Origin of the sequence: Jatrophihabitans sp. (assembly GCF_046262535.1) — a bacterium.
Taxonomy (GTDB): Bacteria; Actinomycetota; Actinomycetes; order Mycobacteriales; family Jatrophihabitantaceae; genus Jatrophihabitans.
Genome location: NZ_JBHEMO010000084.1, coordinates 43284 through 65562, shown reverse-complemented (window position 1 = coordinate 65562; position 22279 = coordinate 43284). Strand labels below are relative to the sequence as shown.

Below are 22279 nucleotides of genomic sequence, written 5' to 3'. Positions count from 1 at the left end.
CCTGACCGGCGGCGGGTGTCGCGAGGACGCTAGCCAGCCCACGCGAGCCTGGCGACTCCGGGTCAGCCCGGTGTGGGCCCGCGGCCGAGCTCGGCGCGGCGCGGCGGGTTGGCGCCCGCCCGCGAGCATGTGATGGCGGCGACCAGCGCGGCGTCGTCCAGGCACTCCGCGAAGGGCGCCCCGGCGATGCCGGCCGGCGTCAGAAGTCCGCGCCGGCCGAGCGCGTCGAGCAGGCCGCTCATGAACGCGTCACCTGCTCCGACGGTGTCGACGACGTCCACCGGGACGGGCGGCCGGTCGACCGTCGCCGCCGCGGTGAAGGCGGTGCTGCCGTCGTCGCCGCGAGTGACGACGACGGCCGACGGACCGAGCTGGAGCCACGAGCGGGCGACCTCCTCGATCGGCTCACCCGGGCGCAGCCAGTCGAGGTCCTCGGCGCTCGTCTTCACCAGATGGGCGAGCGGGACGGCTGCTTCGACCTGCGCCCGGGCCTTGGCGCGGTCCGGTTGCAAGTGCGGCCGGACGTTGGGGTCGTAGCTGACCGCCGCTCCCCCCGCCCGCAGCTCGGCCACCCGGCGGGCGATCGCGGCATCGCCCGGCGGTAGCCACGACGCGAGCGACCCGAAGTGCACCGCCGCCGTCTCGTCGGGGATCCGCCCCAGCTCGGCGTCCGTCCACCCGAAGTCAGCCGTGCCGTCGACCCCGAACCGGTACTGCGCGCCGCCGGTGCCGTCCAGTTCGACGAGCGCCACCGTGGTCGGTTCCGCTGCATCGACCGACAGCGTGAGGTCGACGGCCGAGCGCTCCGCGTGCCGGCGCAGCACAGCGCCGAGCGGGTCGCGCGAGATCCGCCCGGCGAAGGATGTGCTGCGTTGCAGTCGGGCGAGTCCGAGAGCGACGTTATACGGGCTGCCGCCGGGGCGGGCCAGCCGCGGCTCGTCGTCGCCGGTCTCGACGAGATCGATGAGGGCCTCGCCGATCACGACGATCGTTCCCGGCCGCAGCGGCTCCACGGGAAGGGAGGCTACGCGGGCGCTATCGTCCGCCGCATGACCTCTACCGCGGACGATCCCGTCACCCTGATGAACACCGCGCTCGAGCAGTTGATCCCGCGCGCGCATCAGATGGGCGTCGAGTTCGTCGAAATGCGGCCTGGCTTCGTCCGCGCCCGCGTGCCGTTCGAGGGCAACGGCAACCATTTCGGCGTCGTCTATGCCGGCGTCACCTTCACCGTGGCCGAAGTGCTCGGCGGCGCGATCCATTTCGCGACTTTCGACGTCTCCACGCACTACCCACTGGTGAAGAGCCTCTCGATCGACTTCCTCGCGCCGGGCAAGGGCCCGCTGTCGGCGTCGGCGTCGTTGAGCGAGGACGAGATCGCCCGCATCAAGGCCGCAGCCGCGCCGGGCGTCAAAGTGCCGTTCGTGCTGGAGGCCGAAGTCGTCGGCGAGGACGGGACGCTGGTTGCTCGCACGCGCGGTGACTACCAGCTGCGGCCGTTCGGGCGCTGACGCCGTAATTCACGTGGGACGCGGGGCTACGGTCTTCCCATGCCGCCGACCGACCGCCTGCTGACTTTCCTGCTGGCGTCGTTCGTCCTCATCGTGATCCCGGGTCCCAGTGTGCTGTTCACGATCGGCCGGGCGCTCAGCTCCGGACGGCGCGGTGGCCTGCTCAGCGTGGCCGGCAACGCGACGGGAGTCTTCGTACAGGTGCTGGCCGTCGCGGTCGGCGTGGGCGCCCTCGTCCAGCGCTCGACCGAGCTGTACACGGCGATCAAGTTCGTCGGGGCGGGCTATCTGATCTACCTCGGCGTGCAGGCGTTCCGCCACCGCCACGCGCTCAGCACGGCGATCGCGGCGCCGGCCAAGGGACTGGCCCGACCCCGACGGATGTACGTCGACGCCGTGCTGGTGGGCGTGGCGAATCCTAAGACGATCGTGTTCTTCACGGTGGCTCTGCCGCAGTTCACCGACCGCAGCGCCGGCCATGTGCCGCTACAGCTGATGTTTCTCGGCGCGGCCTTCACCGCGATCGCGCTGGCCTGCGACAGCGTGTGGGCGGTTGCCGCCGGCAGCGCGCGCGAGTGGCTGGCCCGCTCGCCGCGCCGGCTGGCCGCGATCGGTGGCACCGGTGGCGTGGCCATCGTCGGCCTGGGTGTCACGGTCGCCGTCTCCGGGCGCGCCAACTGATCCTCGGTCAGCGCTGCAAGTGCTTCAGGGCTGACGCGGCCGCGTTCGCGCCGCACATGCCGTGGACCCCGCCGCCGGGCGGAGTCGCCGCCGAGCAGATGTACACGCCCGGGATGCCGGTGCGGTAGGGGTCGATCGCGACCCGCGGCCGCAGCAGCACCTGGATCGGATCGTTCGCTCCGGTGGAGATGTCGCCGCCGACGAAGTTGGGGTTGTAGGCCTCGTAGTCCAAGGGACCGCGCACGGCCTGCCCGACGATCCGGTCCCGCACGCCCGGCGCGAAGCGCTCGAGCTGGCGCAGGACGGTCTCGGTCGCGTCGCCCGTGTAGCCGGAGGGGACGTGCGCGTAGATCCAGATCGGGTGGACGTCACCGGCCGAACGGGTCGGATCAGCGAGGTACTGCTGGCCGACCAGCATGAACGGCCGCTGCGGCATCCGCCCCGCGGCGACGTCCGCTTCGGCCGCGGCCACCTGTTCGAACGGCCCGCCGACGTGCACCGTGCCGGCTCGACGGCACTGCTCGTTGCGCCACGGCACGCCGCCCTCCACCGCCAGGTCGACCTTGTAGGCCGCCGGGCCGAAGCGGTAGCGGCGGTAGGCGCGGGCGATCCGGCCCGGAAGCCGATCCCCGGCCAGGTCCAGCACGCCTCGCGGTGACAGGTCGAGCAGCACCACGTCGGCCGAGTCGACCTCGGACAAGGACGTCACACGCCGGCCCGTCTCGATCCGACCGCCGCAGGCACGCAGCTCGGCGGCGAGCGCGTCGGTGATCGCGCTCGAGCCGCCGCGGGCGACCGGCCAGCCGTACCGGTGGGCGGACAGCCCCAGCGCCAGGCCGACCGATGCGCTCGTCGGGCTGGTCAGCGGCCGGAAGGCGTGCGCGGACATGCCGCCGAACAGCGCGCGCGTCTCGTCGTGGTGCCAGCGGCGGACGATCCACGAGGCCGGCGCGAGCGCGCGGACGCCGAAGCTCGCCAACAGCAGCGGGTGCCGCGGCACGTGCGCAACCGGCCGGAGGATGTCGGCGCCGAGGTCGTCGAAGCGTTCAGCCTGATGCGCGAAGAGCCGGCGCCAGGCCGGCCCATCGGGGCCGAGACCGGCCGCCGTCGCGTCGATCGACCGCTCCAGGACGCCGGCCGTGCCGCCGTCGAGCGGATGAGCGAGATCGATCTCCGGCCAGCACCACTCCAGCCCGTGGCGGCCCAGGTCGAGGGTCTGCAGGTAGGGCGAGCCCACCCCCAGGGGGTGCATCGCCGAACAGACGTCGTGGCGGACGCCGGGAACGGTGAGTTCCTCGGTGCGCGTCCCGCCGCCGATCGTGGGCTGCGCTTCGAGGACGGTCACGTCGAGACCCGCCCGCGCCAGCGCGACGGCACCGGCCAGACCGTTCGGGCCGGACCCGACGACCACCGCAGCGCTCACGCGCTCTTCGCGATCTTGACCTTGCGCTGGGGCCAGGGACTGGGCCGCGGTTCGGAGGGAGCCGCAGGTGCAATCGGGCGCGCCGCGGAAACGCGAGCCGGCGGCGCGGGAACGGCCGCCGGCCGGGCCGGCTCGGTCGCTGCTGGTTCAGCCGCCGGCGCCTGGGCCGGCGCCGGCACGCTTCGGGCGGCGACGCCGTTCACGGCCGGCCGCGGTCGAGGACGGGGCCGGGTTCGCGGCTCGGCCCCCTGCGATCCGCCCGGCGCCGAAATGGTCTTCGGCTGCTGCGCCGATGCGGGCTGGGGTTCGGGCTCCGGCTCGGGTCGGCCGGCGTCGCCCGTGCCACTCGGCGCAAGCGCCGGTGCGACGGCCGGCGCGGCCGGCGGGAAGATGACATCGACGGGCAGGGGCACGTCGTCACCGGACGCCCACGGCTGCCGCTCGAGCAGGTCGGCGACCCGCACCGTCCCCTCTTCGATCAGGCCGGTGGCGGCGTCCAGGATCTGGTAGCGCTGCGTCGGGCGGCCGAACGGCTGGGACTCGACGGCGATGACGAGGAGCTGGCCCGGCGTGAAGTCGCACTCGAACTGGACGGCGTCGAGCAGCCGCGCGTTGTGCAGATGGCCTTCGCCGAAGTTCCAACCCAGGGCAACTCCGGCGACCAGCTCCCCCTCGCGCGGCGTGTACGCGCCGAGGTCGTCGACAGCGCGGGCGAGCAGACCGTTGAGGGCGCGTCCGTGTGAGTGCATGGACCGGAACGCAAGTCCCTTGTAGAGCAGCAGTTCCGCCGTTTGCTCGTCGTAGAGGCGGGTCAGCTGCTTGCTGACGATCGGGGCCGGCTTGACGAGGTGGCGGTCGAAACGGTCCTCGACGCCGTCGTTGCGGAACAACCAGACGCTCGTCGCCCAGTTGCCGGCGTAGTACCGCATCGACGGCAGGAACGAGACGAGGTCCGGCCGCAGGTTGCCGAGGATCGGGAAACCGGCGAGCAGCAGCACGAGCAGCACGGCCAGCGCGGTCGACGTCAGCGACGACTCACCGACGCCCGCATAGTGGCCGAACAGCACGAGGATCGAATAGATGAAAAAGAGATTCCACTCGAGCGGCACCCCGAGCGGGAACGTCGACGTGATGTGGACGTGGAACACCACCATGATCGTCACGGCTACGGTCGTCAGCCAGCCGCCCCGCGACAGGATGAGGACGAGCGGCACGGTGAACTCGACGACGGTGCCGCCGTGGGCGATCAGTTCCGACAGGCGGGAGGGACGCATGTCGTTCGGATGGTCGCGCCACAGCGACCGCTTGATCCGCTTCGACCGTTGCCACGGCGTGTTGCTGATCATCACCGACACGACGTACGGGAAGTGCCGGTTCAGCTTCGACGTCGCCGCGCCCCACCACATCGCCACCATGCACAGCTTCAGCGCGAAGATCAGGTTGCCCGGCGGGAACAGGAAGACGACCAACATCACCGCGTAGTGCTCGGGCCGGGCGGCGAGGAAGGGCGTCTTGTCCCGCAGCCCGAGGAGGACGAGCGACACCAGCAGCACCCAGATCGGCCACGACGGCACCGTGCCGACCGGGGATCCGTTCGCCGAGCCGGTGAACAGCAACACCGCCGCGGCGATGACGACGATGCTGTACAGGGTGACGTCGGCGCCGGTGCGCCGGGTCCCCCGGGTGAGGGGTACGCGGTCCGGCCACGGCGGCAGGCGAATCGTCTCGGGCTGCAGCCAGTACAGCGCTCCGCCGATGGGGGGCAGGAAGCGGAACGTCAGGGGCATCGACCCGCAACCGAGTCCGAGGATCTCCCACAGCAGCGTCCACACGACGAACTTCTGGTAGACGATCGGCGCGGCCCACCAGTCGCCGATGTTGCCGAGGCCGCCCACGTCGGACGTGGCGTCGATGAGCAGCAGCGCGCCGCCGACGAAGATCACGAGCTTGACGAGGTAGACGAGGTAGATCGCTTCCGGCGTCCCGAAGCCGTTCAGCCCCCAGTCCTTGACCAGGGGCTCGAGCCGACGGTGGTGCGGACGCCCGCGCCATTCGTCCAGATCGAAGTCGGGGAGTCGCGGGGTGGTGAAACCCATGCGCTTCCCTCCTTAGGACGAGATCGCGCGCGTGCCACGGTAACCCGGTCCCGCGGCCGGCGCGAGGCGGTCGATCAGGGGCGGAACGGGCCTCTCGGGACAGAACGCCCACCGGCGCGGAACAGCGAACTGGGCAGGTCGTGCCCAACGGCCTGCTCAGTGACCCGGGCCGCCGCCACGACGGCGGCCAGGTCGAGCCCGGAGGAGATGCCGCTGTCCTCGGTCCAGTAGACCAGTTCCTCGGTCGCGATGTTGCCGCTGGCGCCGGGCGCGAACGGGCAGCCGCCGAGGCCGCCGACACTGGCATCGAGGTGGCGCACGCCGTTCAGGACGGCGGCCAGCGCGTTGGCCTGGCCGGTGCCTCGAGTGTCGTGGAAGTGCACGCCGACGTCGAGTCCGGGCGCCTCGGCCCGGACCGCGTCGATCAGCGCGACCGTGCGGCGCGGGGTGACCGTGCCGATGGTGTCGCCGAGGCAGAGTTGGTCCGCGCCCTGCTCGACGGCGGCGCGGACGACGTCGAGCGTCCGCTCGGGATCGGTCGGTCCGTCGAACGGGCAGTCCCACGCGGTGGCGATGATCACTTCGAGTGAACCGCCGGCCGCGTGGGCCAGGGCGGCGATCTCGCCGATGGCGGCGGCCGCGTCGGCGCTCTTGCGGCCGGCGTTGGCCAGGCTGTGCGAGTCGGCGGCCGACACGACGTACTCGAGGTTGGCCACCCCGGCGTCGATCGCCCGGATGGCTCCTCGGGTGTTCGCCACGAGCGCGGAGAAGTGCACACCGGTCCAGCGCCCGAGTTCGGCGGCGACGGCGTCGGCGTCAGCCAGCGCCGGAACCGCCTTCGGTGAGACGAAGCTGGTGACCTCGACCCGACGCACGCCCGTGGCCACGATGGCGTCGAGCATCGCCAGCTTGCCGGCGAGTGGGACCGGCGCCTCGAGCTGCAGCCCGTCGCGCATCCCCACCTCGCGGATGTCGATGCTGTCCGGCAGCTCAAGTGCGGTCACGGCGGGCATCCTTCATGGATACTCCCTCCCGGGCGGCGCGGCGCAGCCGAGGCGTCAAGCAACTGCGGCCCGATGCCGTCCGAGCGGTGCCCTGCGTGCTGTCCGGACGGCGCTGCCGATCGCCGGGGCGAAGCAGACGAACACCAGCACGAGCCACCACCACCAGATGATCTTCGGCGCGAGCGTGACCGAGAACCGGCCGCGCGCGGCCTCGCCGCTGGAGACCGAACCGCTTTGACCGTCGCGCAGATCGACCGAGCCGCCTCCCACCGCGTGCAGCCGCAAGGGCAGCAATCCGGTGGAGACGCAGGTCGCGGTGACCCCGTTGCTCGTGGGGGTGAGCGCGGTCCGCTCGGCGGAGACCAACGGTCGGAAGACGAATATCGCGGCGGACAGGATGACGGATACCCCGACGACGGCAAGCGGAAGATGCCACCGCGACGGCGTCAGTTTCACGATCGTCAGCCAGAGCAGGAACCCGCCGACGATCAGGACCGGTGCGGCCCTGATCAACCATCCCGCCCCCCACCAGCGGGCCTCGACCTGGCCGACGACGTTGGCCGACGTAAGCCGCCAGGCGTCGGGGATCGAGTTGGCGTCACCCTTCGTGCGGAGCGTGCCGTCCGCCGCCACGGCGGCGATGCGGTGGCTGTACGTGACCGACGAACCCGGCGGCTTGAAGGAGATGAAGTCGCCCACATGCAGCGTTGCGAAGTCGACCGGCTTGACCCAGAGCAGCGTGCCGACCGGCGCCGCCGCGCCCATGGACGGCGTGCGCACGACGTACCAGCGCCCGCCGGTGGCCTGCCAGTAACCACCGATGGCCACCGAGGTGAGGAGCAGGCCCAGCACCGCCGCACACACGATGGTGCGGGCGCGGGACTGTCGCGCAGCGGCCATGGCGGTGGTCGTGGGCGGTCGCTCGAGCGTCGTCGTCATGCCAGGAACGCCGACGTCGCGTCCGCCCACGTGAACGTGTTGGCCCACCCGCCCGAGGCGGCCTTGAAGGTCAGCGGCGCGTAGAGACGGAGTCCAGGCAAAAAGGTCGTGTCATAGCCGGCGCCGCGGCTCAACTTGATGGTGGAGGTCTGGGTAGTGCCCGGCGCCGGAGAAGCGATGGTCTGGGCGCCGGCACTGGTGAAGGCAACCAGCGACGCCGCGGGTGGGTCTGAGCATGCGGCCGTGACCGAGTTCGGCGACCAGCCACAGGACGCCGGCGTCGCGAAGCTCCAGCTGAGATTCACCAGCGAGCAGGGATTCGTGGAGCTGCTCACCGTGTACGGATAGGGCCCGGCGAACGTGCTCGTGCCAGTGTCGTTGAGCCGCCACCGTTCGGTCGAGCTGGCGGCCCAGCCGTCGAACGTGGACTGGCTGGCGAGTTGGCTTGAGGTCGGCGGGTTGGGAGCGCCCGCCGTGTTGAACACGACGAAATTGGACAGTGAGCCGGCGAAGTAGCTCGGCAGTCCGCTCACCGGCGACCAGCCGAGGTGCCAGTAACCCGCCGCGGCCGAGTACCCGACCAGCAAGCCACCGCCGGTGACGGGGGCGCCGTCCACGGAGAGAGTCGTGGTGGATGTCAAGCCGACGAAGGCGACGTTGACCTGCGACATGGTCACATACGCGAAATGCCAGGCGCCGTCGTTGTAGCTCGCCGTGGTCGTCGTCGTGGCGCCGCTCGAGTTCTGTATGAAAGCGACCTTGCCCGAAGCAGTGATGTAGAGGACCCGGTCGTTGCTGCCGGCGACGTTCGTCGCGCTGCTACCGATGCCGACCAAGGCTCCGCCGGCCGTCGACGATGTCTTGAACCAGACGCCGAGGCCGTAGGTATTGCCCAGCGACACCGACGGGTTCGGCTGCACCTGCGAAAGCACGGCGGACTCGTATCCGCCCGGGCTTGCTCCATCGACGGCAATTGATCCAGATCCGGTCATTGGTCCTGACGAAGGCGCGAAGGCGGTGCCGTAGCGCGCCACCATCGGGTTGGCGCTGTTGGCCGCGTTCGCCAGTTGGACCGGCCCGCATGAGGCGGCCGACACCGTCTGGGTCACCCGCGCAGCCGGCGCAGTGCCCCGGTACTGGATCGAATCGGAGCCGCTCGAAGAACCCGAAGTCGGCGTCGCCGTCGCGGGCTGGATGCCCCCGTGGCAGGTGAATGCGGAGGTGACCGGGATGGGGCCTGAGACTGGGACCGATGAACACGTCGTGGCGCCGGCATAGGTGTGCGTGTAGAGCAGCGTGCCCGAGCCGGTTTTGTCGTTGGTGTTGGTGATCCGGCCGGTGAGCGCGCCGTAGGTCGAACGGATTGCCAGCGACAGGCAGAGCAGCGCGACTGCGCACGCGATGATCACCAGGCGCAGGCTGGAGTGCAGGTGTGACGTCGGCATGAGGCCCTCGAACCGGACGCGGACCGCGCCGCCGGGCGGCGGCGCGGTCCGCGTCCTGGTTGGGTGTTACTGGGTGAACTGCCAGGTCAGCGGCAGGCTGAGCGCGAGGCCTTGGTAGGTGTTGTCGGCCGTGGCGGCCAGCGACACATCGAACTCCATGCTGACCGTGGCGCCGGCAGCGACCGGCCCGAGGTTGGCAGGCATCGGGGTGGCCGCCCCGGTGCCGGCGGCGAGCTGGGCCGCTGTTCCGACGAAGACCACCACGCCTGCCTGCTTGATCGTGACGTTGACCTTGGTGCAGAAGTCGGTCGCCGAGCCGTTGGCGATGACGCCGGTGTTACCGGTGTTGGCTGACTGCGCGCAGGTTCCCCCAGTCAAGGTGAACTGGCTGGCCGCGATCGTTCCGGCGTTCTTGATCGAGACGGTGGTGACAGTAGCCGTCGTGCCCGGCGCCAGGTTGAGGCCGTTCGTCTGGTCGCCACCGAACTTGTTGATGGTCGAACAGTTGGCACTGTTGCTGCCGATCGTCCCTGTGGCCGTGCCGTTCGAGTAGCACGTGACCGGCCCGACGCTGTTGGTCTCCTGCATGAGCAGGGTGCCGGACCCGGTCGTGTTCGTGGTGTTGGTGATCGACGCCGTCCAGCCCGAGATGGTGCCGGTGACGGTCAGGCCGAGCAGGACGGCCGACGCTGCGCCGGCCACCCAGACGAGCGGAACGAGACGGCGCCGTTTCGAGCTGTGCCGGCCGGCTTCGGATGACGTGTCGTCCATGTGGCGCTCCTCAAATTCCACCGCCGGGGGAGCGTGTGGTTCATGTAAAGCTGCGCGCTCGACCGAGTCAATGTCAAATTTCTGTTAAGAAACGGGACCAAAGCCCTGGACAATGCCGACAAGCGGGCGCCGGCAGCGCTACTGGCCGGGCGGGCGATCGAGGGCGAAGGCGTGGACAGGACGGTCGAATCCGCGCAGCGCAAGCGGGGCCACCGGGTTCGCCGGCCACTCGGGCAGCCGCTCGGAGACCTCGCGGGTCGCGAGGATCTGTTCGGGCTCGGCGGCCGCGACGAGCCGAGCCGCGAGGTTGACCGCGTTGCCGAAGTAGTCGCCGTCCAAGGCGAGGATCGGCCCGAACGCGATGCCGGCCCGCACCTGCATGCCCGCCTCACGGGCCTTCGGGTGCTCGACCAAATCGGCCGCAGCGGTGGCCAGCTGCTCGGCGGTGGGGGTCACCCACATCACGGCGTCGCCGATGAACTTGACGACCCGGCCGCCGTCGGCGTGCACGACGTCGCTGACACTCGCGGTGAAGACGCTCAGGATCTCCGAGAGTTCGGCGGCCGTGACGACCTGGGTGAGCGCGGTGAAGCCGGACAGGTCGACGAAGCCGACTCCGCACAGGACGGTCGCCGAGGTGTCGCTGAGGACTGCTTCGAAGTACATCCGGGCGCTCTCGAGATGCTGCCGGTGCACCGCGTCGATCAGCTTTCCGATGCGGGGGACGAAGGCGGTCACCGCGGCGTAGGCACGCGCGGTCGCCACCTCGTCGTGCGTGTGGTTCATCTGGATCTCGGGCACGCCGCCGCGGATCGCCGACGACTCGGCCTCGGCGAAGCGGGCCATGGTCGCGCCGAGGACGCGCAGCACGCCCAGCGAGGACGCCGTGCCCGCGGCGGCGCTGAGATCGGACCACGTGCGCAGGGCCTCGAGGTCGGCCTCGGTCAGCGCGATCTGGTCGGGACCGGTCACCGTGAGCCCCAGCGCGGCCCAGGCGTGCTCTATGTCGTCCAGCGGGCGGCCCAGCGCGGCGGCGACGGTCCGGAGGCTGTGCACCCGGCGTCCGGAACGCATCTGCGCGTCGCCGGCGAGGGCGAACAGACGCCCCTCGCGCTCGGCTTCGACCATCTCATCGGTGGTGAAGCCCAGCGAGTCGAGGTACTCCAGCAACGAGCGCCGGGCGTGGGCGTCGACGATCCCGGCGGCCGCCAACTCGTCCAGATCGATCATGTCCTCGCTCCCGCCGGTCTCGGGCACGAGTACACCACGCACCGTGCTCGCGTCGCTCCGGTGCGGGGCACAACCGGTTGACATCACTAGACAGGTCGGTCTAATCTACTGGAGATAGCAGACAGACCTGTCTACCTAGTTGGCCGAGGAGCGTCATGACCACCACCGTCCACATCCGTGCGCCGCACACCCGGCCGGACCCGCAGCCGGCGCGCACCGGACTCTCGGGCACTGCCGGGCTCGTCCTGCTGGCCTCCATCGTGGTGACCTTCCTGTCGGCGTCGAGCGCGCCGACCCCGCTCTACGCGATCTACCAGGCCGAGTGGGGCTTCACGCCGATCACGACGACGTTCGTCTTCGGCATCTACGCCCTCGCCGTGCTGGTCGCGCTGCTGACGCTGGGCACCGTGTCCGACCACCTCGGCCGCCGGCCGGTGCTGCTCACGGCCCTCGCCGGCCAGGCGGTCGCCATGATCGTGTTCGCCACCGCGTCGGGCGTCTCGGAGCTGCTGGTCGCCCGGGTGGTGCAGGGCCTGGCCACCGGAGCCGCCCTCGGCGCGCTCGGGGCCGGGATGATCGACATCAGCCGTGAGCGGGGCACGCTCGCCAACGCGGTGGCGCCGGGCATCGGCACCGGGCTCGGCGCGCTGGTGTCCGGCGTCGTCGTGCAGTACCTGCCCGCGCCCGAGCACCTGATCTACCTGGCGCTGCTCGGCGTGTTCGGCCTCCAGGCAGTCGGCGTCCTGCTGCTGCACGAGACGGTCAGCCGCAAGCCCGGGGCCCTGGCGACGCTGGTCCCGGACATCAAGCTGCCCCGGGCGACGCGGGGGCCGGTGCTGGTCGCCGCTCCGGTGCTCATCGCGGTCTGGTCGCTGGCCGGTTTCTACGCCTCGCTCGGCCCGGCGCTCACCCGCCGCTTGACCGGCTCGCAGTCGGTCGTCCTCGGCGGCCTCGGCTTGTTCCTCCTCGCCGGCGTCGCGGCCTCCGCGACCTACGTCCTGCGCAACACCGCGCCGCGAGTGGTTATGTTCATCGGGATCGCGAGCCTGCTGGCCGGCGTCGGGCTGAACCTCATTGCGATCGGCGCGAGCTCGACCATCCTCTTCTTCAGCGGCACGGCGATCGCCGGCTTCGGTTTCGGGGCCGGGTTCCAGGGCGGCATCCGCACCGTCGTTCCGCTCGCCGCCGCGCACGAGCGGTCCGGCGTCCTCTCCCTGCTCTTCGTCATCTCCTACATCGGCCTGGGCGCGCCGGCCGTCGCCGCCGGGTATCTCGTCGTGCATGACGGCGGCTTGATCCATACCGCCCGCGAGTACGGAATCTTCGTGATGGTGTTGGCCGTTCTGGCTTTGACAGGGCTCGTGCGTCGCTCGGTACGCACCGGCCAACCGGTCTGAAAGGAATTCCCATGCTGACCCCCGGTCCCGAACACCCGATCACCATCGAGCCGGCGCAGGAGCGGGTGACCGTGCGTGTCGGCGACACGCTCGTCGCCGACACCAAGTCCGCGCTGACCCTGCGCGAGGCGACCTATCCGGCCGTCCACTACATCCCCCTCACCGATGTCGACCAGACTCGGCTCGAGCGCAGCAGCACCACTACGTACTGCCCGTACAAGGGCGACGCGGCGTACTACAGCATCGTCACGTCCGAGCGAGATCGCCGACGCGGTCTGGACCTACGAGGCGCCCTATCCCGCGGTCGAGTCGATCGCCGGACACGTCGCGTTCTATCCGAACCGCGTCGAGATCACCACCGAGACGGCCTAAGCTAGACAGATCTGTCTGAGAGGAACGCCGATGGCTGCCAGGACCGAAGTTCTCGACACCGGCCGGCGTTCGGCGCGCGAACGGCTGTTGGCGTCGGCCAACGAGCTGTTCTACGACGAGGGCATCCAGACGGTCGGGATCGACCGGGTCATCGAGCACGCGCGGGTGGCCAAGGCGTCGCTGTACAACACTTTCGGCAGCAAGGAAGAGCTGATCCGCGCCTACCTCGACTCTCGGCGCGAGTCCCTCGCCACGCGCATCACCGCCGTGGTCGAGCGCTTCACGACGCCGAGGGAGCGGCTGCTCGGGGTGTTCGACGCCCAGCAGGAGATCATCAGCGACAGCGACTACCGCGGCTGCGCCTTCGCCCGGGCCAGCGCCGAGGCGCGTCCCGGTAGCTGCGTCATGGACGCGGCGCGGGCCTACCGATCCTGGGTCCGGGCCCTGCTGACCCGGCTGGCCGGCGAAGCCGGACTGCCCGACCCCGACGCGTTCGCCCGGCAGCTGCATCTGCTCTACGACGGCGCCGGACAGGCTGCGCGCATGGACGGTGACCTGTCGGCCTCGCTCGCGGCCCGGGAGGTGGCCGAAGCGCTGCTCGACGCCGCGCTGGCCGACCGGGGCACGCCCTGACCGTCCCCTCCTCTGCGGCTGACTCGGCGGCGGTGATCAGTCGGCTCCGGGTGGCCGGTTGCGTGTTCGCCGAGGACGAGGCGGCGCTGCTTGTCGGTCAAGCGACGTCGCCGGCCCAGCTCGAGTCGATGGTGTCGCGCCGCGTGGCCGGCCTGCCCCTCGAGCACGTGCTGGGCTGGGCCGAGTTCTGCGGTCTGCGGGTCGAGGTCGACCCGGGCGTCTTCGTGCCGCGGCGGCGGACGGAGCACCTCGTCGCGCAGGCCGTCGAGCACACCCGCCGCGGCGCGGTCGTGGTGGACCTGTGCTGCGGCTGCGGGGCGATCGGTCTCGCCGTGGCGCACGCGCTCGGTGGGGACGTCGAGCTGTACGCGGCCGACATCGACCCGGTCGCGGTGGCGTGCGCCCGGCGCAACCTGTCCGGCGTCGGTGGCCAGACGCATGCGGGCGACCTCTACGACGCGCTGCCGACGAGCCTGCACGGGCGGGTGGAGACGCTCGTCGTGAACACGCCGTACGTGCCGAGCGAGGCCATCGCGCTGATGCCGCCGGAGGCGCGGGACTTCGAACCGCGGGTGGCACTGGACGGTGGGCCGGACGGGTTGGACGTCGCGCGGCGGGTCGCAGTCGCGGCCCCCCAGTGGCTCGCGCCGGGCGGCTGCCTGCTGATCGAGTCGAGCGAACCGCAGGCTCCGGTGCTTGCCGAGATCTTCGCGGCCGCGGGATTGGCACCGGCGGTGACGTCGGCGGAAGGCGAGGACGCGACCGTCGTGCTGGGGTGGTTACCGGCGGCCTGACCGGGGATCGACTCGCTTCTGCGGTTGGACGGCGTCAGCGGTGCGGCGTAGCTCGGCCAGGGCGTCGGCGACCGCGCGCCGGACCGCGCGTTCGGGCCGGCACAGCGCATCGATGTGTCGACGTGAGCGGACGCCGGTGAGCGGTCGCAGGACGACGCCGGCCCGGTAACGCGTCGTCCAGCGCGGCATCAGCGCGAGCCCGCCACCGGCGGCAACGACGTCGGCGGCGACGGTGAAGTCGTTGATGCGGTGCGCGATCTGGATCGGCCGGCCCGCAGCCGCGGCGATTGCCTCGATCGTGGCTCCCAGTGGGTAACCGTCGTGAACGGTGATCCAGGGGAACCCCGCGACATCGCGCGGAACGAGGTGGGCCTTCGCGGCCAGGGGATGGGCACGGGGCAAGGCGACGTCGAGCGGCTCGTGCAGCAGCGGCGTCACGGCCAGGCCGGACGGCCACGACCGGCTGTGGTCGAGGCGATGCGCCAGGACGACGTCGTAGTCGCGGGTCAGCGCCGGGAAGTCGCCCTGCGCGACGTCCTCGTCGGCGAGCTCGATCTGCGGACCGCCCGTCCGAGCGGCGGCCCGCACGAGCGCCGGGAAGAACGCGGCGGCCGCGCTGTGAAAGGCAGCGACGCTGACTGAGCTGCTGGGGTCGTCGACGAAGCGGTCGACGGCTTCCCGAGCGCCGGCCAGCGCGGTCTCGACGCCGACCGCGGCGTCGGCCAACGCACGCCCGGCGGCGGTGAGAACGACCCGGCGTCCGGCCCGCTCGGTGAGCGGCACGGCAATCGTGCGCTGAAGCAGCCGCAGTTGTTGCGAGATGGCTGATGGTGTGACGAAGAGGGCATCCGCGACCGCGGTGACGCTGCCCAGCTCGCCGAGCTCCCGAAGCACGCGCAGCTGCCGTTCATCCATCCAGACAATGTAGCCCCGCTTCAACGTCGTCGTAGAAGGTCGTTATTGGCTTAACTGACGATGCACCTGAGAGTTGTCATATGCGACCTACTCGATGGCTCGACGCCCTGTTGTTGGCGGTCGCCGCCGTGGGGGTCCAGCTATCTCGCGGCCAAGGTGGCGACCTCGGCCGCGCCCGTCGCCGACGTCCTGCTCGTGCGTTATGGGCTGGCCGCGGTGGTCTGCGGGCTGATCGTGCTCGCCGGGCCCGATCGGCGGTGCACCCGCGACGAGCTCGCTGTCGGCTGCCTGCTCGGGGTCACCTTGGCGGCCGTCCTGATCGTCGAGACGACGGGCGTCGCGCGGACCAGTGCGGCGAACGCGGGCGTGATCATCAGTTTGACCATCGTCCTGACGCCAGTTCTCGAAGCCGGCCACGGGCGCCGACTGCCCCCGTCGTTCTTCGTCGCGGCCGGAGTGTGCGTCGCCGGCGTCACCGTGCTGGTCTGTGGCAGCGGCCTTTCCCGTCCGGGCACCGGTGATGCGCTGATGGTGCTCGCCGCCGTCATCCGCGCGGTGCACCTCGTGCTGGTCGCGCGCCTCACCGCGGGCCGAAGCGTGCGGCCGCTGCACCTGACCGCGGTACAGATGCTGGTGGGCACGGCGCTGTGCGCGTGCGGAGCAGCCGGGCAACTCGCGCGCCTGAGCGCGGTCGGTGCCGGCGGATGGATTGCGCTGCTGTACCTGGCGGTGCTGTGCAGCGTCTTCGCGTTCCTGGCGCAGACGTGGGCGGTCCAGCGCACGTCGGCGAGCCGGGCCGGCCTGCTGCTGGGCACCGAGCCGATCTGGGCGGTGGCTACGGGCGTCGTCGTGGGCGGCGAGAGGCTGTCGGTGGTCGCCATGGTGGGCGCGGTGTTGGTGATCGGCGGCGTGTTCAAGGGTCAGTCGGTGGAACGGGCGGCCCGCGAAGGGAGGGAGGATCGCGCATGTCCGACGAGGACACCTATTGCCGCCTGATCGCGCTCCTCGACGGCGAGGGCGCCGCGTACCGGCTCATCGATCATGCGCCGGAGGGGGTCACCGACGTCGTCAGCGCGCTGCGCGGCCACCCGGCGGCGCACGCCGCCAAGTGCCTCGTCCTCATCGTGAAGCTCGATCGGCGGACGACTCGCTATGTGCTCGCCGTCGTGCCCGGGGATGAACGCGTCGATCTCGCGGCGGTGCGTCGCCTGTACGGGGCGCGCTACGTGGGGTTCGCCGACGCGGCCACGGCCGAGCGGCTCGCGGGCAGCGTGCCGGGCACGGTGCTGCCGTTCAGCTTCGACCCGGAGCTCGAGGCCGTCGCCGACGTCGCGATCGAGCGTGCGCCTGAGCTCTTCTTCAACGCCGCCCGCCTCGAGCGCTCAGTCGCCATGTCGGCGGCGGACTACCTGCGGATTGCCCGCCCGCGGCTGGCGCCCATTGCGGCGGGCGGCTGACCGCCCCTTCAGTGGTGGTAGGCGTGGACGACGGCGTGGCCCTTGCCGCGGGCGAGCAGCGCCCGGTTCACCGGGACCGTCACCACGAACGCGACGAGCAGTGAGGAGGCGAGTGACGCCCAGAACAGCCGGTCGGCCAGGCCGGTCGACATCGCGCCCGGGATTACGAGCACGACGGCGTTGTCTATGATCTCCATCGTCAGGATCGACAGCGTGTCCGCGGCGAGGGCGATGCCGAGGGCCCGGCGCGGTGAGAGGCCGGCCCGCAGCACGGGCGCCATGGTCAGCGAGTACCCGAAGAAGAAGGCCAGCACTAGCGCGAGGGCGATCGACGGACCGTTGCCCCAGCCCCACCAGGTCGACAGCACCAGGCCGAGGACCTCGCCGATCGCGCAGCCGGTCAGGCAGTGCAGGGTGGCCGAGACGGCCTGGCGGGTGAGCGTCGGGGGCGTGTGATCGTCCATAGTGGCGGAACAGAGATACCCCCCTGGGGTATTCCCTTGCTACGTCACCTTCTGCCAGACCGAGATGTGCCGGGCGCTGACCGAGGTGAACGGCGCATGGTTCCAGTCGCTCCACCGCTCGAGCCGGGTCAGGCCGGCGAGCCGCGCCATCAGGTCGAGCTCGGCGGGCCACACGTAGCGAAACGGCACCGAGCTCGTCTCGACACGGGCGCCGCCGAGTCGATAGTGGTGTGACACGAGGCGCTGATCGACGACGCCGTACTCATCGAAGCCGAGCCGGGTCGGCGTGAGCGCGAAGGGCCGCAGGGTCTCGCCCGGCGGCAGGCGCTGCAGGTCGGGCACCATCACCTCGACGACGAAGCGGCCACCCTCGTCGAGGTGGGCCGAGGCATTGCTGAAGCAGGCGACCTGCTCGTCCTGCGTCGTCAGGTTCATGATCGTGTTGAACACCAGGTAGACGAGTGAGTACGTGCCCGGCACGCGGGTGTGGGCGATGTCGCCGACGGTGAGCTCGATCCGCTCGGCTCCGGGCTTGGCTCGCAGCCGGCCCAGCATCGCCGGCGACAGGTCGATGCCATGGACGGGAACGCCGCCGGCGCTCAGGGGCAACGCGATCCGTCCGGTCCCGATGCCGAACTCCAAGGCCGCTCCGCCGCGGGCGTGGCCGGTGAGGAAGGTGACGGTCCGGTCGATCAGCTTGGCGGCGAACATCTCGTCGTCGGGGTTGTCGTAAGCGGCCGCGACCGACTCGCCGAACCGATCGACCGCCATCGCTCCATAGTCCCGCCTCGGCGTCCGGCAGCGCGACGCAATTCGGCGCCACCGGCGTCAGTCCCGCCCGGCCAGCGGATCGCGCCCGATGAACCCGAGCAGGCGGGTCTGCGCGTCGGCGTCGGCCGGCACGGGTACCCGGGCTTCGTACTGCCCTGAGGAACGCAGCAGCTCCTCGATCGGGACCGTCCCGGCGTGCACCTGCCAGGCGCCGACCGGGTCCGCGTCCGGCGACGGGCCGCGGCCGAGCCGCAGCCCGGTCGCGGTCGTCAGGAAGGCGGGGAACCACTCGACGAGGTGACCGACCACGCCGCGGGCGCGCCACCCGGGAACCGGGGCCGGACTAGCTTACATACAGACAGTCTGTATGATGAAGACATGACGACACCTCGACGGCGAGTGCAGTTCCCGAGCGATGACACGCAGTGCGCGGCCTGGTACTACCCCGGCACGAACGGAGCGTGCGTGGTCATGGCCGGCGGTTTCGCGGTGCCCAAGGAGCCGGCCACCGACCAGTTCGCCCGCCGGTTCCACGAAGCGGGGTTCAGCGTGCTGGCCTTCGACTACCGCGGCCTGGGCGAAAGCGGTGGCGCTCCGCGACTGGTGTTCCCCGTCGGCCGGCAGCTCGCGGACTGGCGGGCCGCCATCAACTTCGCCCGCAGTCGCCCCGGCGTCGATCCAGGCAAGGTGGCGCTGTGGGCCTTCTCCGCATCCGGCGGATTCGTGCTGTCCGTGGCGGCCAGCGACCCGCACCTCGCCGCGGTCATCGCCCAGACGCCGAACGCGGACGGCCTGGCGGCGCTGCGCAACGCCAGGCGCCATCAGAAGGCCGCCGCGATGCTCCGGTTCACCGGTCGGGCGCTGCTCGATGCCGCCGGTTCCCTTGTCGGACAACCGCCTCGCCTGGTTGCGCTCACCGGGCCGCCGGGCACCGTGGCCATGCTGACAACCCCTGACTCGCTCGATGGGCAGCGCGCGCTGCATGCGGCCGACTACCCGCATTGGCAGCAGCAGGTGGCGGCGCGTTCCGCGTTGCGGATCGCGTTCTACCGACCGGGCCGGCACGTGCGCCGCATCCAGGTACCGCTGCTGGTCCTGGTGTGTGACGACGACCAGACATCGCTCGCGGCGCCGGCGGCCAAGGCCGCCCACCGTGCTCCGCGCGGCGAGCTGAGCCGGATGCCGGGCGGGCACTACGAGCCGTTCCTCGACGGTCATGACCATGCGGTCGACGTCGAGCTCGACTTCCTGCAGCGGCACGTTCTGCCGCGGCCGGCTCAGCTGGGCATGTCGGCGAAACGGCTGTAGCGACCCTGGAACGCGACGGCGATGGTCGCCGTCGGTCCGTTGCGGTGCTTGGCGATGATCAAATCGGCCTCGCCCGCGCGTTCAGTCTCGGGCTCGTAGAGATCCGGCCGGTGCACGAGAAGGACGACGTCACTGTCTTGCTCAATGCTGCCGCTCTCACGTAGGTCTGACAGCATCGGCTTCTTGTCCGTCCGCTGCTCGGGACCACGGTTCAGCTGCGACAGCGCGACGACCGGTACGTCGAGTTCTTTCGCCAGCAGCTTCATCGAGCGGCTGAATTCGCTGACCTCCTGCTGCCGGGACTCGACCCGCTTGCCGCTGGTCATCAGTTGCAGGTAGTCGATGACGATGAGCTGCAGGTCGTGCCGCTGACGCAGGCGCCGGGCCTTGGCGCGGATCTCCATCATCGTCAGGTTCGGTGAGTCGTCGATGAACAGCGGCGCCTCGGCCAGTTCGGAGGAGCGCAGCGCGAGCCGGCGCCAATCGGTGTCGTTCATGTGGCCCGAGCGCATGTTCTGCAACGCGACGCCGGCCTCGGCCGAGAACAGCCGCATCATGATCTCGAGCTTGCCCATCTCGAGGGAGAAGATGGCCGTGGGCTTCTGATGCTTGATCGCCGCCGAGCGCGCGAAGTCGAGGGCGATCGTGCTGTTGTGGGTCGGCACCATCGTGCGCCCGGCCAGGTACATGTGGTCGTCGCTGTCGACCTGAACGCAACGCACGGGCACCGAAGGGATCGGACGTGCGTCGACGATGTAACGATCCGAGGTGCCGGCTCGGGTGGCCACCACCTGCCGCTCAGACTTGCGCTCGAGTCCGAAGACTCGATCAGCGGTCGTGAAGGAAACCGTGTAGCAGGTCGACGACGCAGGCGTACGGCCGCGCACCGGTTTGGTACGCAGGGTCGCGCGGTAGCCGAGGCCGACGGCCAATTCGCGAAAGTCCTCGGCCAACCGTCTGTGCGTCACACCGAACTCGATCGTCCCGGACTTGGTGACGTAACCGTCGGTGTCGAGGAGACCCCGCAACAGCTGGCGTCGCTGGTTTTCGCCGGCTCGCAGGTACGGCATCGGGATGTGCTTGTTTCCGAGCACTCCGAGCGCACGCAGTCGCGCTTGGAGGGTCCCCCGCGCGGCGCGGCAACCGGCGCACCTCTGCCAGCCGAAGATGCGCTTGCCGCAATCGAGGCAGGACGGTTGCTCCGCCGGACTCGAAAGAAAGTGGACCTTGCCACCGCACGACTGTCCGCACGTACGGACTTGCGGTAAGGCGGGCACGAAGCTCTCACCACAGACCTCGCACGGTCGGGCCGTTGGGCGCACGCGCGGGAGCTTCAGCCGGTAGCGCAGGGCGCCGGACGTCGGGGTAACCAGGACACCTTCCGCGCGGACTTGCTCGAGGATGCCCTTGTCTGCGCAGGTCAGCGATGCCGAGTCGGTGGTGCCGTCCCCGAGCCAGGCGCCGAGCGTGTAGGGGGGAACCGGTAATTCGACGTCGGGCAGCGACAGCGGAGCCGTGCACGCGACCGAATGGTTGAGCCTTCCGTCCGCGGTGTTGCACCGCAAGGTGGCTGCTATCTGCGCGGTGGTCACGATTGTGGACGGGTGCTCGGCCGCACCAATGCGCGGCGCTGCCATGCGCTCGGCCACCGCAGCGCTCAGCCCGCGTGGCGAATAGACCGGCGTGCGCCACATGTCGGAGCGTCGCGGGCCCGTTGCGGGTCGAGGCGCGCGTCCGACCGCTCCGACCGTACAGGCCGATTTCTGTACGACGGCGCGAAAGTCGGCACCGATCTCGGCGACGAATTCGTTGACCCTGACCTGCCGGTCCGGCTCGACCGCACACCGCGACGCAACGGTGGCTGCGCGATCTAGGCGATCTGCCGGAAGCGAATAATGCGGTGCGCCGACGCCGCGCCTGCGTCGGGCGGCGCGGTTGCGCGTCAGCCATTCGTGCTCGGCGTCCGCGACAATCACCGAGCCGTCGGAGAACTCGACCTCGTAACAAGGCCGGTCCGTCATGACGTCGGTGGCGGCGACAACCCGCGTCGGGCGGCCGTCGGCGCCGAGCAGCAGGTCACCGACCTGCACGCCACCCATCGTCGTCCAACCGGTGGGTGTGGGCAACGGCGTGTCGAGCGCGAGTGCCTTGCCCGACCCGGGCCGCCCGGCCACCGTCACCATCTGCCCGGGATGCAGGCCATTGGTGATCTCGTCCAACTGCTGGAAGCCGGTCGGGATGCCGGTGCCGATGCCGCCGTTGGACGAGATCTTCTCGATCTCGTCCAGCGTCGACTGCAGCAGCGTTTCGATATGCACGTAGTCCTCGGCCGTGCGGCGCTCGGTCACGTCGTAGATCTCGGCCTGCGCGCGGTCGACCACGTCGTCGACGCTGCCGACCACGTCGTTGTTGCCCGACGACGCGTCGTAACCCATCTGCACGATGCGGGTACCCGCGGTGACCAGTCGGCGCAGCGTCGCCCGGTCGGCCACGATGGCGGCGTAGTAACCGGCGTTGGCCGCCGTCGGCACCATGGAGATCAAGGTGTGCAGGTACGGCGCGCCGCCCACCCGGTTCAGTTGGCCGTTGCTCGTGAGTTCGGCCGACACCGTCACCGCGTCGGCCGGCTCGCCGCGCGCGTAGAGGTCGAGGACGGCGTCGTAGACGAGCTGGTGAGCCGGCCGGTAGAAGTCGCCGGGCTTGATCACCTCGACGACGTCGGCGATCGCGTCCTTGGACAGCATCATCGCGCCGAGCACCGACTGCTCGGCCTCTATCGCCTGGGGAGGGGTGCGGTCGAACTCGCTCCCGCCGGAAGCCGCCGGACCGCGCGCGTCACTGATCAACGTCATCCGACGCAGCCCTCCTGAGAATTCCCCGTCATTCGCACACGCGAACCATTACCGACGGGTCCGACAATTTTCCGGGCGGCAGGTCGCGGGCGATCTGGCCAGGACGCTATGGGGTCGGCCCGACCCGGACAACCGAGCCTGTGGACGGTGCTGTGGGCAACCCTGTGGGAAACGCCGCTGAGCCTGTAGACGACAGGTGGAGGACGGTGTGGACGA

The 22279-nt window shown here is 70.6% G+C and carries 20 protein-coding genes and 2 pseudogenes; 9 read left to right on the top strand and 13 right to left on the bottom strand.

Features of this window, described 5'->3' with window-relative positions:
* Window positions 1–62 precede the first annotated feature (62 nt).
* Entirely contained in the window at window positions 63–1013 is a 951-nt protein-coding gene (locus ABR571_RS12385) for a carbohydrate kinase family protein (protein ID WP_409453511.1), read from the bottom strand.
* Between the two features lie 36 nt (window positions 1014–1049).
* On the opposite strand from ABR571_RS12385, the gene ABR571_RS12380 reads away from it, so the two are divergent.
* Window positions 1050–1511 (top strand): PaaI family thioesterase, encoded by a 462-nt coding sequence (locus ABR571_RS12380; RefSeq protein ID WP_409453510.1) that lies wholly within the window; start codon window positions 1050–1052, stop codon window positions 1509–1511.
* 39 nt (window positions 1512–1550) lie between these two features.
* Entirely contained in the window at window positions 1551–2192 is a 642-nt protein-coding gene (locus tag ABR571_RS12375; RefSeq protein ID WP_409453509.1) for a LysE family translocator, read from the top strand.
* A 7-nt stretch (window positions 2193–2199) separates the two neighbouring features.
* Here ABR571_RS12375 and ABR571_RS12370 read toward each other — a convergent pair whose 3' ends face one another.
* The 7 genes and pseudogenes from ABR571_RS12370 to ABR571_RS12340 all read right to left on the bottom strand — a co-directional run bounded on the left by ABR571_RS12370 (window position 2200) and on the right by ABR571_RS12340 (window position 11100).
* Complete coding sequence (locus ABR571_RS12370) at window positions 2200–3615, bottom strand: phytoene desaturase family protein (RefSeq protein ID WP_409453508.1); 1416 nt, start codon at window positions 3613–3615, stop codon at window positions 2200–2202.
* A gap of 392 nt (window positions 3616–4007) precedes the next feature.
* Window positions 4008–5711 (bottom strand): annotated as a pseudogene (locus tag ABR571_RS12365) (DUF3556 domain-containing protein); the annotation flags it as partial.
* Window positions 5712–5785: 74 nt separating this feature from the next.
* Window positions 5786–6715 carry a hydroxymethylglutaryl-CoA lyase gene (locus tag ABR571_RS12360; protein WP_409453507.1) on the bottom strand — a complete coding sequence of 310 codons (930 nt, stop codon included), beginning with the start codon at window positions 6713–6715 and terminating at the stop codon, window positions 5786–5788.
* Between the two features lie 54 nt (window positions 6716–6769).
* Window positions 6770–7654, bottom strand: coding sequence for a S26 family signal peptidase (locus ABR571_RS12355; RefSeq protein WP_409453506.1), 885 nt, complete (start codon window positions 7652–7654; stop codon window positions 6770–6772).
* Window positions 7651–9099, bottom strand: a complete 1449-nt coding sequence (locus tag ABR571_RS12350; RefSeq protein WP_409453505.1) for a hypothetical protein — start codon at window positions 9097–9099, stop codon at window positions 7651–7653. Before ABR571_RS12350 ends, ABR571_RS12355 begins: the two co-directional genes overlap by 4 nt.
* A gap of 66 nt (window positions 9100–9165) precedes the next feature.
* The gene (locus ABR571_RS12345) at window positions 9166–9870 is read right to left on the bottom strand and encodes a hypothetical protein (protein ID WP_409453504.1); all 705 of its coding nucleotides are present in this window, start codon (window positions 9868–9870) and stop codon (window positions 9166–9168) included.
* Window positions 9871–10008: 138 nt separating this feature from the next.
* Complete coding sequence (locus ABR571_RS12340) at window positions 10009–11100, bottom strand: adenylate/guanylate cyclase domain-containing protein (RefSeq protein ID WP_409453519.1); 1092 nt, start codon at window positions 11098–11100, stop codon at window positions 10009–10011.
* Window positions 11101–11255: 155 nt separating this feature from the next.
* Here ABR571_RS12340 and ABR571_RS12335 point away from each other — a divergent pair, with 155 nt between their 5' ends.
* From ABR571_RS12335 to ABR571_RS12320, 4 genes and pseudogenes are all read left to right on the top strand, one after another.
* Window positions 11256–12497, top strand: coding sequence for an MFS transporter (locus ABR571_RS12335; RefSeq protein WP_409453503.1), 1242 nt, complete (start codon window positions 11256–11258; stop codon window positions 12495–12497).
* Window positions 12498–12508: 11 nt separating this feature from the next.
* Window positions 12509–12869, top strand: a pseudogene (locus ABR571_RS12330) (DUF427 domain-containing protein).
* A 30-nt stretch (window positions 12870–12899) separates the two neighbouring features.
* Window positions 12900–13502, top strand: a complete 603-nt coding sequence (locus ABR571_RS12325; RefSeq protein WP_409453502.1) for a TetR/AcrR family transcriptional regulator — start codon at window positions 12900–12902, stop codon at window positions 13500–13502.
* A gap of 32 nt (window positions 13503–13534) precedes the next feature.
* Window positions 13535–14296, top strand: coding sequence for a putative protein N(5)-glutamine methyltransferase (locus tag ABR571_RS12320; RefSeq protein ID WP_409453501.1), 762 nt, complete (start codon window positions 13535–13537; stop codon window positions 14294–14296).
* Here the strand turns inward: ABR571_RS12320 and ABR571_RS12315 are convergent.
* Window positions 14282–15211, bottom strand: coding sequence for a LysR family transcriptional regulator (locus ABR571_RS12315; protein WP_409453500.1), 930 nt, complete (start codon window positions 15209–15211; stop codon window positions 14282–14284). The genes ABR571_RS12320 and ABR571_RS12315 overlap by 15 nt on opposite strands.
* 156 nt (window positions 15212–15367) lie before the next feature.
* On the opposite strand from ABR571_RS12315, the gene ABR571_RS12310 reads away from it, so the two are divergent.
* Window positions 15368–16207 (top strand): DMT family transporter, encoded by an 840-nt coding sequence (locus tag ABR571_RS12310; RefSeq protein WP_409453499.1) that lies wholly within the window; start codon window positions 15368–15370, stop codon window positions 16205–16207.
* Window positions 16177–16668 (top strand): YbaK/EbsC family protein, encoded by a 492-nt coding sequence (locus ABR571_RS12305; RefSeq protein ID WP_409453498.1) that lies wholly within the window; start codon window positions 16177–16179, stop codon window positions 16666–16668. The genes ABR571_RS12310 and ABR571_RS12305 overlap by 31 nt, the downstream gene beginning before the upstream one ends.
* A gap of 8 nt (window positions 16669–16676) precedes the next feature.
* Here the strand turns inward: ABR571_RS12305 and ABR571_RS12300 are convergent, their stop codons facing one another.
* Genes ABR571_RS12300 through ABR571_RS12290 form a run of 3 tightly spaced genes read right to left on the bottom strand, consistent with a single transcriptional unit; the run spans window position 16677 to window position 18212 of the window.
* Window positions 16677–17132 (bottom strand): DUF4396 domain-containing protein, encoded by a 456-nt coding sequence (locus ABR571_RS12300; RefSeq protein WP_409453497.1) that lies wholly within the window; start codon window positions 17130–17132, stop codon window positions 16677–16679.
* A gap of 39 nt (window positions 17133–17171) precedes the next feature.
* Entirely contained in the window at window positions 17172–17903 is a 732-nt protein-coding gene (locus ABR571_RS12295) for a class I SAM-dependent DNA methyltransferase (RefSeq protein ID WP_409453496.1), read from the bottom strand.
* A 57-nt stretch (window positions 17904–17960) separates the two neighbouring features.
* Window positions 17961–18212 (bottom strand): hypothetical protein, encoded by a 252-nt coding sequence (locus tag ABR571_RS12290; protein ID WP_409453495.1) that lies wholly within the window; start codon window positions 18210–18212, stop codon window positions 17961–17963.
* Between the two features lie 69 nt (window positions 18213–18281).
* On the opposite strand from ABR571_RS12290, the gene ABR571_RS12285 reads away from it, so the two are divergent.
* Entirely contained in the window at window positions 18282–19211 is a 930-nt protein-coding gene (locus ABR571_RS12285) for an alpha/beta hydrolase (RefSeq protein ID WP_409453494.1), read from the top strand.
* On the opposite strand, the gene dnaB is transcribed toward ABR571_RS12285, so the two are convergent.
* Complete coding sequence (gene dnaB, locus ABR571_RS12280) at window positions 19181–22063, bottom strand: replicative DNA helicase (RefSeq protein ID WP_409453493.1); 2883 nt, start codon at window positions 22061–22063, stop codon at window positions 19181–19183. The two genes, ABR571_RS12285 and dnaB, sit on opposite strands and share 31 nt — an antisense overlap.
* Window positions 22064–22279: the final 216 nt, after the last annotated feature.